Source organism: Allorhodopirellula heiligendammensis, assembly GCF_007860105.1.
In the GTDB taxonomy this organism is placed as follows: Bacteria; Planctomycetota; Planctomycetia; order Pirellulales; family Pirellulaceae; genus Rhodopirellula; species Rhodopirellula heiligendammensis.
In genome coordinates this window covers 54,787-67,848 of record NZ_SJPU01000006.1, presented here as the reverse complement: position 1 = coordinate 67,848, position 13,062 = coordinate 54,787, and the positions used below count along the sequence as shown (strand labels likewise).

9 protein-coding genes are annotated in these 13,062 nt (G+C 56.8%); 5 read left to right on the top strand and 4 right to left on the bottom strand.

Annotated features, from left to right (window positions below; all coding sequences use genetic code 11):
• Positions 1-27: 27 nt before the first annotated feature.
• From Poly21_RS25260 to Poly21_RS25250, 3 genes are read left to right on the top strand one after another with little or no spacing between them, the layout of a single operon-like run.
• Complete coding sequence (locus Poly21_RS25260) at positions 28-2,271, top strand: 3-hydroxyacyl-CoA dehydrogenase NAD-binding domain-containing protein (RefSeq protein ID WP_146409853.1); 2,244 nt, start codon at positions 28-30, stop codon at positions 2,269-2,271.
• On the top strand, positions 2,268-4,277 hold the full coding sequence (locus Poly21_RS25255; RefSeq protein WP_146409852.1) for an acyl-CoA dehydrogenase family protein: 2,010 nt from the start codon (positions 2,268-2,270) through the stop codon (positions 4,275-4,277). The genes Poly21_RS25260 and Poly21_RS25255 overlap by 4 nt, the downstream gene beginning before the upstream one ends.
• Entirely contained in the window at positions 4,274-5,251 is a 978-nt protein-coding gene (locus Poly21_RS25250) for a patatin-like phospholipase family protein (RefSeq protein ID WP_146409851.1), read from the top strand. The genes Poly21_RS25255 and Poly21_RS25250 overlap by 4 nt, the downstream gene beginning before the upstream one ends.
• 96 nt (positions 5,252-5,347) lie before the next feature.
• On the opposite strand, the gene bioD is transcribed toward Poly21_RS25250, so the two are convergent.
• Positions 5,348-6,037: a dethiobiotin synthase gene (gene bioD, locus Poly21_RS25245; protein ID WP_146409850.1), complete on the bottom strand. Its 690-nt coding sequence runs from the start codon at positions 6,035-6,037 to the stop codon at positions 5,348-5,350.
• Positions 6,038-6,041: 4 nt separating this feature from the next.
• On the opposite strand from bioD, the gene Poly21_RS25240 reads away from it, so the two are divergent.
• Positions 6,042-6,971 (top strand): carbon-nitrogen hydrolase, encoded by a 930-nt coding sequence (locus Poly21_RS25240; RefSeq protein WP_146409849.1) that lies wholly within the window; start codon positions 6,042-6,044, stop codon positions 6,969-6,971.
• On the opposite strand, the gene Poly21_RS25235 is transcribed toward Poly21_RS25240, so the two are convergent.
• A complete protein-coding gene (locus Poly21_RS25235) occupies positions 6,972-8,405 on the bottom strand; it encodes a vitamin K epoxide reductase family protein (RefSeq protein WP_146409848.1) in 1,434 nt (477 codons plus the stop codon).
• 375 nt (positions 8,406-8,780) lie between these two features.
• On the opposite strand from Poly21_RS25235, the gene Poly21_RS25230 reads away from it, so the two are divergent.
• A complete protein-coding gene (locus Poly21_RS25230) occupies positions 8,781-9,689 on the top strand; it encodes a TraB/GumN family protein (RefSeq protein WP_146409879.1) in 909 nt (302 codons plus the stop codon).
• Here Poly21_RS25230 and Poly21_RS25225 read toward each other — a convergent pair.
• Together Poly21_RS25225 and recQ are read right to left on the bottom strand one after the other, a co-directional pair.
• Positions 9,686-10,492 carry a sugar phosphate isomerase/epimerase family protein gene (locus tag Poly21_RS25225; RefSeq protein ID WP_146409847.1) on the bottom strand — a complete coding sequence of 269 codons (807 nt, stop codon included), beginning with the start codon at positions 10,490-10,492 and terminating at the stop codon, positions 9,686-9,688. The two genes, Poly21_RS25230 and Poly21_RS25225, sit on opposite strands and share 4 nt — an antisense overlap.
• Positions 10,493-10,759: 267 nt before the next feature.
• Positions 10,760-12,997 carry a DNA helicase RecQ gene (gene recQ / locus Poly21_RS25220; RefSeq protein ID WP_146409846.1) on the bottom strand — a complete coding sequence of 746 codons (2,238 nt, stop codon included), beginning with the start codon at positions 12,995-12,997 and terminating at the stop codon, positions 10,760-10,762.
• Between the last annotated feature and the right edge of the window lie 65 nt (positions 12,998-13,062).

The window sequence follows — 13,062 nt, the reverse complement described above, 5'->3', positions numbered from 1 at the left end:
ACGTTCGTTACCTACCAGGAGACAATCATGAATTTCCGAGAGAAGCCGTACGACGCCTTTCACGTATCCACCGACTCGGCCGGTGTGATGACCGTGGCGATCGACGTCCCGAAGCGTCCGATGAACGTATTGACGCAATCTGTCATGGAGGAACTCGAGGCAATCGTCAGTGATATCGAATCGCGTTCGGACCTTCGCTTGGTGGTTTTTCGTAGCGAGAAGGAAAGCGGATTTCTCGCTGGCGCCGATGTTCGCGATATTGCATCGATCAGCGGTCCGGCGCAAGCGGGTCGACTTATCGATGCAGGGCAACAGTTATTCCATCGCATCGATCATTTGAAAACACCAACCTTGGTGGTCATCCATGGGCCCTGCCTAGGTGGCGGGTTGGAATGGTCTTTGGCGTGTGACTACCGTGTCGCGCGAGACAATAGTAGCACCAAGATTGGGCTGCCCGAGATCAAACTCGGTGTGATTCCGGGTTGGGGGGGCACTCAGAGGTTACCACGGCAGGTTGGGCTAGTGCAGAGCCTGGGTATGATCCTCCAAGGCAAAACGCTGTCGGCGCATGCAGCGGCGAAGATTGGATTGGTCGACCGCGCCATCACACCTGAAGACTGGGAAGTCGGTGTGAATCAATTTATCGCGGACATTTTGCGTGGTGACGTTCGCACTCAACGGCCTCTTAGAAAGCGACTGCTGCGCTTTCTTGAATGTGCCAAACCGGCCCGGACGTGGATACTTCACAAAACTCGCGCGAAGATTCGCTCCAAGGCGGAACAGTACCCCGCACTCCCCGCAGCGGTACATGCCATCGAGACTGGATTGCAAAAGCAGGGTGCTGGTTATGTGACTGAGCGTAGCGAGTTCGTAAAACTGCTCGCTACTCCCACATGTCGCAATCTGCTGAATCTCTTCTTTGCACGAGAGTCGGCGCGAGATATCAAGACGTGGGCAACCCATGCCGAGCGAGCAGACATTCACTCTCACGAAATTCGTCGCGTGGGTGTGGTCGGTGCAGGGGCTATGGGTGCAGGGATTGGACAATTTGCAGCGACGCATGGATACGACGTTGCGTTTCGCGAAGTCGACGAATCCGCTGCTCAGCAGGGCCGCGCGCGGCTTGAGAAACTGATGAAGACCTACGCGGATCGAAATCGGCTGGGTGCCGAGAAACGCCGTGAACTCAACGATCGGGTCGTGATGTCGACCGATGACGATGCAATCGTTCTATGTGACTTGGTCGTTGAGGCGGCGGTCGAGCGGATGGATATCAAACAGCAGATATTTGCTCGCCTGGATGGCCTCGTTGCGACCGACTGCATTCTCGCGACCAACACTTCTTCGCTCTCGGTTGATGCGATCGCGACCTCCACCACGCATCCCGAACGTGTAGCAGGATTGCACTTTTTCAATCCGGTGCATCGAATGGAATTAGTGGAGGTGATTCGCGGCGCAGTGACCAACGACGACACGATTACACGATTGGTCGCGTTCGTGCGTTCACTCGGCAAGACGCCAATCGTTACCAAGGACTCGCCTGGATTTCTCGTCAACCGTGTTCTCTTTCCCTATCTTGGTGAAGCGGTGTTGATGATTGGTGAGGGCTATTCGCCAGCGGAGATCGACCGCGAACTACGCCGTTTTGGGATGCCGATGGGACCGCTTGAGCTGATTGACCAGGTGGGAGTCGATATCGCGAAACACGTCGCCTCGTCACTTGGCCACGTGATTGAGGGGCTCGACCCCGTCGTCGATGTCTTGACGGACATGGTCCAGCGGGGCGATATCGGCAAGAAAGCAGGTAGCGGGTTCTACCGATATCAGGATGGCAAATCGGTTCCGCACAAAGTCGCAGCGTTATCTTCGCCGGTCTGTTTAGAACCAGACGATGGCTTTGCCAACGATGGGCTGAGCACGATTCAACGTCGGTTGGTCTACCCAATGCTGCGCGAAGCCGTGTTATGCAAAGAACAGCAGATCGTACGCGAAGATTGGATGATCGATCTCGCGATGGTTTTGGCCACGGGATTCGCACCCCATCGTGGTGGCCCCTTACGCGTGATCGATGGCATCGGAGTGAAACTCGTACATGAGAATTTGAAACGGTTACAGACTGTACACGGCAATCGTTTTTCGCCACCTGAATTGATTGCAGCAATGTCTGCGGCGGATCAACGGTTTTACGTTCGCGAGCGTTCGCTCAGTACGACCGAATCGCAACGCAAGTGGCGTGGTAACGACTCTTCTTCCTCAAGGAGCATACGATGAGTACCGATTTTCGAGACGAGCCGTCAACTGAGCAGCCCACACATCCGTCATCGACTCCTGCCAGCGGGGATGCCGAGGGGACACCGACTCCTCACAACAAGAAACCGGCTAAAGCAGACTCGTTTGCGGAAGTTGCCTTGCGGCTTGGCGGCGCGTCGGCCGACGAAGCTAAGCGAACCGGTGTGTTGGACAGCGCCGATGACGAAGTCGAGGCGCTTTTCGCGCCCCGGTACCAAACCGTCAATAGCCCCGTACACCGAGCGGTTTGGGAAAAACAGAATGACACTGCGTTGTTTGAGTCGATTCCGCTGCGTTCATCACCTTCGGTGGCATTGGTCGTTGAGCAAGCCCTGACGATCGTCCGCAAGCATCGAAACGAGGAGACCTTGTTTGGCAGTGACGGCAAGATCACCAATAAGGTGATCGCAGAATTGGGATCAGTGGGATATTGGGGCTTGCTAGTCGATCGCGACTACGGCGGCAGTGGAGCAACGATGCGCGAGTTCGCCGATATGATCACTCGCATGGCCACGATCGATCCCACCGTTGCGGGATTGGCATCGGTGCATGGCTGTATCGGTGCAGTTGATCCGGTGCGGTCATTCGGCAACGAAGAGCAGAAGTCCCGGTTTCTACCCAAACTCGCCGACGGACGGGCACTGTCCGCGTTCGCGCTCACCGAACCAGGCGCGGGCAGTGACCTGACTGCGTTGCGGACGACGGCGGTACTCGACGGTGACGAGTACGTCGTCAATGGCGAGAAACTGTTCATCACCAACGCTGTCCCTGGACGCACGATCGGATTGGTTTGCAAGATCAATGGCGAGCCGAGCGTGCTGGTGGTTGATCTACCCATGGAAACTGACGACTCGTTCTCATTGAACCGTTACGACATTTACGCACTCAGGCGTGCCCACAACAACGGCTTGGTGTTTAGGAACTTTCGCGTTCCCAAAGAAAACCTGCTTGTTCCCAGCCAGGGTGATGGACTGACGATCGCCTATCATGGGCTGAATCTGGGCAGGGTTTCTCTGTGTGCCAATGCGGCTGGCGCGATGCGGTGGATGCTGGCGGAAATTCTCCCCTGGGCTGCCTACCGGGAGACGTATGGTCTGGCGATCGAACGTCGTGAGTTGGTGCGTCGCCGCGTCGGCAGACTCGCCGGTATGATCGTCGCCTGCGATGCCCTGACAGCGTGGTGTGCGGGACTACTCGACCAAGGCTATCGTGGTGAAATGGAATGCATCATCGCCAAAATTTTCGGTAGCGAGATGCAGAAGGAGGCCGCGATCGAATTGTTCATGAAGACGCACGGCGGCAGGTCATTTCTGAAAGGTCATTTGTTTGGTGACAACGTGCATGATTTTTTGGCGCCGTGCATCTATGAGGGTGAAGGTGAGATGCTCGGAATGGCGTTCTTCAAATCGATGGTCAAACAACATGGCAAGGAATACTTTGAACCGATCGGTCATGCACTCAACGATCTGGGTGTGAAAGCCCCCAATCCGTTCAACCCCACTCACGCCTGGGCGCTACGGAAGCCGATGATGAAGTACGCAGGTTGGTACGCCAGCCAATCGCTCCGATCAGCCCACTGGAGTCACGAGCATGTTGCCAACGCCGAGCTCCAGGAGCACGTACTTTTCGCGCGTCAGTATCTGTCGTCCAGTGGCTTGAACGTCAGTGGAACGATGCGGAAATATCAGTTGAAACTCGCCGATCGGCAGTGTCGGATGTCTGCGTTATCACTCGACATTCAGTCCGCGGTGGTTGTGTTAGTTACGAGCTTGTACGCCAGTCGCAGTCAGGATGCCACCACCAGAGCAGCGGGCGATGTGGTTTGTCGTGAGTTGCGTCGGAAGATGCTCGGCGGCAAGGAAAGCGATCGTGATTTTCGACTTGTGACCCAACTAGGTGCCACTATCGCTGAACAGGGTTGGTCCGCCCTCGAGGGGGTGCAGTCAGGCGAGATTTTAATGCCATACAAGGAGGAATCGGAGTCATGAATTTTCGCGATTTCCTTCCTTTCCTTCCACTTCCCAAGGCACCTTTTTCTCGCCGACGCAGTGCGGTGATCGCATTGGGCGGTGGCGGGGCAAGAGGACTGGCACACCTCGGTGCTTTGGAAGCAATTACCCAGACCGAAATTCACCCGGAGCGTTACGTCGGTGTCAGTATCGGAGCGTTGATTGGCGCCATGTGCTCCCTCGAAACGGACATCCGCCGAGTTCAGTCTCGTGTGATTAGGTTTCTCACTTCACCAGAATTTCGACGCCATCAGGCTCAGCTATTCGGTTCGACAGGGGTGTCGGATGAGAACCCGTCGACCGGTATCGTCGCGTGGTATGAACGCGCCAAGTATCTCTACTCAGCTCACCGCCGGTTAACCCGTGCGGTTACCCAGCAGTCGCTGATGCCTGGTGTGATCTTGGCCACGTCCATCGATGAACTCGTTCCCGACATCGATTTTTCGGATCTGCCTACGCCCATGAGTATTGTCGCCGCTGACCTCCGCAGTGGTCACCGGGTGGTACTGGAGTCGGGTTCACTACGCACCGCAATTCATGCATCGATGGCCTTGCCCGGAATTTTTCCTCCGGTGGAGCACAATGGGATGCTGTTGTGTGATATCGGCGTCGTTGATTCCATCCCCAGTACGGTGGCCAGCGCGTATGCCACCGACATGACGATCGCAATTGATATCGGCCAGCACAATGCTCGCATCGAAAACTTCGAATCAGCCCTCGATGTGATGATGCGCATGCAAGATATCGGAGAACAAATCTTACGCCGAGAAAAATCGCAATGGGCGAATATTCATATTCGTCCTGATCTTGCCGAAGTCGCGTGGTTTGATTTCCGAAGGCCTGAGCGGCTCATGAACTGCGGTCGCGATGCAGCATGGGAACAACTCACGCGGCACCGATTTCGTCACGCGCAGGAAACACGATCTCAAGAGTCCGATGTGATGTGTGGATGACCAACTCGGTCGGGATCGCGACCGTCCGCCAACTCTTTACCATACCGGGCGACTGGCGCTGGTCCGCGTCTCTCGAGCCGACCATCTATCGCCAAACTACTCGCTCGGGACAATGGTCTCAAGCGACATCTCCGCCACGGGACAGCCCGTCCAATGTTCAACCTGTTGACTATTAGTGGCAATCGATTCATCCGCCTCGTTTGCAAATTCATTCAACACGATTTTGTCGATGCTCAACCCCGTCGCAATTGCGGCGCGAACTGTGGCGACGCATTCGTGGATCACACCCAAGCGGTTTCTTGCGATTAGCACCACGTACATCTGGGGGAATCGCTCCTTCAGTTGCAGTGCAAAATCGATGTTGAGCAGCGAGGTGGCGAGAGGGCTGAACAAGCCGCCAGCTCCTTCGATGACAAGCACATCGAATACCGTCGATGGGTGTTGGGAGGCGTCCTCACCACCGGCCGCCCATGCCTCGACACCGGTCATCAGCAATGTTTGGTCAACCTCCACGCCTTCGGCGATCGCGGCTTGAGGGGGCGCCAGTGGCGCGATGAACCGCTGCGGACAAACCTGGTCCAACGTGCTCGGGCACCCTGCGGCATGCCATAGAACGCTGGCGTCGCTGGCGAGTCGCTCGCCGTCGTCACCGAGTTCACAACCACTCGCTACCGGTTTGTAGACACCGACGCGCCTGCCCGCAGCACGGCACGTTTCAACAAATTGGGCCGCGCAGTATGTTTTACCGACATCGGTACCGGTCCCCGTTACAAAATAGACTTCCATCGCTATGAATTCATCCGCTGTGAAATTGTCGCTGGTGCAAATGCGCTGGCGAGGAAACCATTCTGACACCATGGCTGCCGCCACGGAATTGGTCGAACAGGCCGCCGAATCTGTCGATCCGGCCGCCCGACAGGGTGGCCACGTGATTTGTCTGCAGGAGCTATTTGCAACCTGCTACCCCTGTCAAGCCGAAGATCATCGGATGTTTGATCTCGCCGAGTCGATACCGGGCAAGACTACCGATGCGCTCGCCGAACTGGCCCGTCGACTGGAGGTGGTAATCGTTTGCCCGCTATTCGAGAAACGCGCCGCAGGAGTCTATCACAATAGCGTGGTCGTGCTCGATGCCGACGGTTCGATTGCCGGCATGTATCGCAAGATGCACATTCCTGACGATCCACTGTACTATGAGAAATTTTATTTCGCTCCCGGTGATGTGGCGCGTCGCGATATCGACGTACCCCGAGATCGCCCCAATGGCTTCAATATCATCACGACGCGGTACGCCAAGTTAGGGGTGGGGATTTGCTGGGACCAGTGGTATCCCGAAGCGGCCCGTTTATTCGCACTCGCCGGTGCGGACATCCTGCTGTATCCCACGGCCATTGGCTGGATTGACGAGGAGAAAGACGAGTACGGTGCCGGCCAGCTTGATGCATGGATGACCAGCATGCGTGCTCATGCGATCGCCAACGGCATTTTCTTAGGGGCGCCCAACCGAGTTGGAATCGAGGGACAAGTCGAGTTTTGGGGTAACTCGTTTATCGTGTCACCTCGGGGCGAAATTTTATCTCGCGGCGATGACCACAGCGATCAAGTGATCACAGCAGACTGTCAGCTAGCTGAAATGGATGTTGTCCGCACCCACTGGCCGTTTTTGCGAGACCGCCGGGTTGACGCTTACAGCGACATTACCCGACGGTTCATCGACTGATCACAGGTAGCGATTGATCATGTCGATCAACGTTTGCGAGGATGACACTGCGCCGACGGTGGTCGTGCGGGGAAACAGCATCTTTGGAATCGTGCCAGCACCCGCCCGCTTATAGAGCGAGACGTGTTTGCTGATGTAATCGCTCGGCACTGTACCAGCTAGCACGCTGTCAAGTTTGTCCTTGTCGACAACGGTCGACGCATGAGTCAACGCTGCTGCGTAGTTCGGTTTGGACTCGAACAAGTAGTCATGGAACTCGGCAAACTTCGCATGATCCACCAGCCAAACCGCGACGGCGAGCTTGGCGAGATTGCAGGCATCACGATGTTCCGCCGACGTGGAGCGGACCGTTGAATTGCAACTCTGGTCCATGGGGACCGGCAATGTGATCACAGCGAGGTCGTCGCCGAAGTGTTTGCAAGCGGCGGCGAGCGACTTATGAGTTTCCTGGCAGTGTGAACACGTGTAGTCGAACATTTCCACGAACACCATCTTTGCGTCGGGGTCGCCCACCAACGGCCACGCGTCGGTATGGAGTTTGATGCCATTGAGGATCGTCGCCGTCGCTTTGGTTTTTTCCGGCGCCGCCTCCACCTGAGCCATCAAGAGTGTCGCGGGATTTGCAATTGCGTTGACGAGCCGAGGCAGCGACTCGGATTGCCAGCGGTCGATGCGGAGTTCGAGTGCGGACTGCAGGTTTGCCGATGCTGGGGGGGCGAAGAAATCATCATCGCCCATCCCCTCGTCGCTCGCTGGCACGGCCGGATCAATCACAGCAGGCTGCGGCGTGTCATATTCGATAATTTCGAAAGTTTGCGGTGGCTCTGCGGCATATTGCACACCAATCAAGCCCGCCAGTGAACCAGCTGCCGCCAAGGTAATCCACTTCAACGCCGTCTTTGAAACAGGACGACTGTAGAGGAACGCCCCCGCGACGACGAGACCGCCAGCGTGGGCCACCAAACAGTATTTGCAGAGGTGCCCCAGGGCAAAAATCTGCAAACCGGTGAACCAAACTGCTGCGCCGCCGGCGAGCAACGCAGCGAAACCGACTAATCGCCAACGAATCTGTGAGCTGCGAGCCGTCGTCGCGTTCCAACACAGCATTCCCAGAATGAGACCGTGAGTAGCCATCGCGGGCAGACTGACGGGAATCGACATTACTGAAGACCAACGACTGTGGAGAACGTGGTTGCAATCAAACACACTTCCTCCGCTACAGCCGGCGATGGGCGATGATGTGAGGGAGGACCAGGCCAGGTAGGCACTGGTGAGCAGCGCCGTGGTACTCGCGAAAAACATGCACCACCAGGTTCGCCGCGAGACCTGACTGACATCGGTCGAGCCAACCGACCCCGACCAAGCAGTATTCTCAGAGTGTCCGCGGCGTGGGAATGAATCGGTCAACGGGTGGTGAAGTGGTGCGGTGGACATGGATGTACTTTCGTCGCAAGGGCCTGGAAATCACGTTGCGAAGGCCATCGTCAGCAATTTACGCGCCAATTGTTTTCCAGGCTCGATTTGCGTCGCAGACAGGCTCGCCGCGAGGGCACGTACGCTAAATTGCTTTGGCGACGATGGCTTCATGTGTCCACTCGAGGCAATGCAACACCCCAGTGGAAACCGCGACGATTACCCGTCCAGAGCTATCCGAAAATGGATTGGTGTGTGCTAGGATGGTATCTATTCGAGTTTATCACGAAATCCCGCTACCGGAGTACCCGCGTGCCGAGTTACCTTAAAAAAATTGTTTGCATCGCCGGAACGATCCTGCTGATCGGATGGCAGCTCGCTGCGGCGCGTATCGCCATGGCGCAGGACAACGTGGCTCCGCCGGTTCCAGCAGAGCAGTCGGCCGCTGCCAGCGAGGAATCCGACGGCCCGCTCGAAGCGGGGCCTGACTCGCCAGCAACAGACGGCGACGAAGCAGACGCCAGTCAATATGTTCGTATCAAGCGTGACGCAGACGGGACTCCCGTTGCTCTGCAAACGGCGATCGTTCACTTCGAAGGGAAGCCCGATACGGCTTACGAGGGGCAGAGCGTCGATCTCGTGGGAGTGATCCACGTAGGCCAAGCAGAGTATTACCAGGCGCTCAAAGAGCAACTTAGCAGCTACGACAAGGTGCTCTACGAACTGGTGGCTCCCGACGGAACACGCATCCGCCCTGAAGATTTGCAGCAGCGTCGTTCGCTGCTCTCGTCAATGCAAAGCGGGATGAAGGATATGCTTCATCTTGAATATCAGCTCGAAAAAATCGATTATATGGCTGAAAATTTTCGCCATGCGGATATGAGCCCCGATGAATTCGTCAAAGACCTTGAGCGACGGGGCGACAGTGTTTGGAAAATGGTCGCCCGGATGATGGGAGCAGGGATGGCAACCCAAGCCAAAGGCGGCGACGTCGACCTCATCATGGCATTCTTCAGCAAAGATCGCGCTAAGATGCTTAAACAGGCCATGGCGTCTCAACTCTTGGATATCGAATTGGTGACCGCCGGCGTCAGCGACGCCAACGGTGAAAATACGATTATCAAAGGCCGTAATCGAAAAGCATTTCAAATTTTGAAAGAAGAACTTGACGAGGGTGCCAATTCGGTCGCCGTTTTTTACGGCGCGGGCCACCTCGTGGACATGGCTGAGCGACTCGAGGCAAAATTCGACATGCAACCGACCGACACGACGTGGTTCGACGCGTGGGACTTGACCAGGAATTAACTTGCTGCCCGCAGGTTGCGGATACTTTCTCTCGCCAGCGTTTCAGCCCCAGGTGAATAGTCGAACACTTCGACGCTGATCCAGCCATCGTAGTTCACGTCACGCAGTGCTTGCAGGATTGGTTCAAATTTGACGTCGCCCATTCCTGGCCCCAGGCGGTTGGGGTCGTTGGCGTGAAAGTGGATCATCCGGTCGGCGTGCTGACGGATGACCTGCTCGATTGGCTCCGCTTCGGTGCTCATGGCCTTGACGTCAAGATGCAATCCGATGCTGGGGTCGCCGACCGCATCGATCAGTTCGCAGGCTTCGTCGGCAGTATTGAGGAAATCACCTTCTTCGGGACCAAGCGGCTCGACAGCAATCCGCACGTTTTGCTCATGCAAGGTGGGGACGACTTGCCGCAGTACCTCGGCTGCATTCGCCATCGCGAGTTCAGGCGTTTGCCCTTCGGTGCGGTTGCGCTGCTGTGGCGAACCGAGCACCATCAGGTTTCCCCCCAAGTCCCCGCACAACCGGGCCAAACTCTTCAGATAGTCCGCTGTGTTTTGTCGCACCGACGCATCCTGTGTCGTCAAATGCAAGCCCTGCGTGCCGGCGAGCAACCAGTGCAGACCGATGATCTTCAGACCCGCGTCCTCGACGGTCTTGCGATACTCAGCCCGCTGCTCCCGTCCGATCGCATCAACGTGATCGGCCAGCATGAAGGGAGCGACTTCCCAGCCGGTATAGCCAAGGTCGGCCGTCAAGCGGACTGCATCGGAAAGCGGCGTGTCGCGGAAAGTTTCGTTACAGAGTGCAAACATGACTGGTGCGATTGAGTAAATATGAGATGAAAACATAGATTAATGGATCATCACTGGCGGCGCGGCCCTGGGAGCGACAATCTACGTCGTGAAAACGTACCCGCAATCCAACGAACCGTCGACATCGGTCTCCCTCCGCCTGCGAGCTCAACAAAGTAATCCGTGCATTGGCCTGGACAGTCGCAGCAATCCCCTCCGGGTCTGAGAACCGGCTGTATGGCCACGGGGTAAGACTGAACCAGCCCCAGGCATCGCGGGGTGGATTTTTCACCGATCCGATCGGTTCTGCCAACAGCTCACCACGATGCGGATGTCGTCGTAGCCGACTGGCTCGCGAATCGTCTGGTCAGCTTCGACGGCTTCAAATATTGGCTTGAGCCGGCCATCCTCGCTCGCGTGAATGGCCGCTTCGATTGCCGTCGTCTTCTGCGTGGAAACCCATGGCGATGGGTCGGTGATGTTGGCGTCGCGGATATAATTGTTCAAATAACCTCGCACAGTCGACTGAGCTCGTCCCATCTTTGCTGCGACGGCTTCGATTGATTGACCTTGTGCAAAGCAGGCATCCGCCTCGCGTTGAGCAATAGCGCCCTTCATGCTTTTCGGCTTGGCAGCCGCTGGGGCAGCAAGCGAGTGGTCCTGTGGGATGACCATGTCCCGCGGCACCTCGTGCTGTTGGCAATACGCATCGATCTCGTTGAGAAAAATCTCGCCATACTCCTTCAGTTTGCGTTCACCAATACCGCGAATTTGCGCGAGACCTGCGAGCGATGTGGGGCGCAGCCGGGCGAGATCGCGAAGGACAGCGTCGCCGAAGACAATATAGGCGGGTACGTTTTGCTCGGTGGCCAACTCACTTCGTTTTGCGCGGAGCAAATCGAACAAGCCACGATCGACACCCTCCCACGAGTCCGCTGTTGAGCGTGCTGAGGGGCGGCCAGCGGAAGCGGGGGCTGCGCGAGTCAAGGTCACCGTTCCCTGGCGTCGCAATAGGTCGCGGCCCGGCGGTGTCAATCGCAAGACGTTGAACTCGCCCGTTCGCTCGAGAAACCCTTGGGAGATCAATTGTTCGATCCAGGTCCGGACGTTGGCCGTCGACTCGTTGCCGAGCAGATTATGGGTGCTGAGTTGATCGTGCCCGGCACTGGTGATTTTCTGATCTCGTGATCCCGTCAGTACCTTGACGTTGTAGGCCACCCCAAACCGCTCCTGCAGTCGCACGACGTTGGAGAGAATTTTTTGCGCGAGGGTGATCGGATCCTCCACCATGTCGAGCTCGCCCAGACAGACATCGCAGGCATTGCAGTTCTCAACATCGAATTCTTGACCGAAATAGTTGACGATGGCGGCATGACGGCACTGAACGCCCGAGCACAAGGCAGCCATTGAGTTTACGTTCGCCATGGCCTCGTCAAAGTTGGATCGATCACCCATTTCAAGGATGCGTTTCCACGTCATCAGATCACCACCGTTGTACAGGAGAGTGCACTGTGACGGTAAGCCGTCTCGTCCCGCTCGTCCACTCTCTTGCTGGTAGTGCTCGATCGATTTGGGCATGCCCGCATGAACGACGAACCGCACATTCGATTTGTCAATGCCCATCCCGAACGCAACCGTAGCTACGATCACGTCCACCTGCTCACGTATGAATGCTTCCTGATTTCCATGTCGTGTCAGATCGTCGAGTCCGGCATGGTAGGGGCGGACCGAGACGCCCTCGGCAGCAAGCGCTGCCGAGGTCTGTTCGACTTCCTTCCGCGTGATGCAGTACACGATCCCGGACTCACCGGGATGCTGTTCGACGACGCTCATGATCTGCCTCAGCGCGTTGTCACGACGGAGCATGCGGTAGGTCAAGTTGGGGCGATCGAAGCTGCCGACTAAGATATGCGGATCGCGGAGTTCCAATTGCCCGGCAATATCCTCACGCACCCGCTCCGATGCCGTGGCCGTGAAGGCGTGAACGGAAGCATGTGGAAACCGCTGTTTCAAGATTCGCAAACCGCGGTACTCTGGACGAAAATCGTGTCCCCAATTGCTGACGCAGTGAGCTTCATCGATCGCGAAAAATGAAATCGGGATCGTGGTTAGGAAATCAAGAGTGCGGTTGGTCAGTAGCCGCTCGGGAGCGAGATAGAGCAACCGAATTTCTCCGCTGCGGATTCGGGCGGCGGTTTCACGCTTTTGCTCGTCGCTTTGAGTGCTGTTGACCAGGGCCGCCGCGACACCGTTACTCACCAACGCATCGACCTGGTCTTTCATCAACGAGATCAGCGGTGAGACGACGACGGCCATCCCCTCACGAACCAATGCCGGGACTTGGTAGCAGAGTGACTTTCCGCCGCCAGTGGGCAACACCACGACGCTGTCACGGCCGGCAATCACGTCGTTGACGGCTTCGTCCTGCATCGGTCGGAAGTCGTCGAATCCCCACACCTGAGCAAGTATTTCGCGAGCGGACGGGGTTTGACCCTCGTGCGTCGACGTCCTCGGTGTAGTAGCCATCTTGATTTCTTGATCGACCGATCGCGGCGTTATTAAGGGAATATTTCGTAGGAACCTGGACCGAC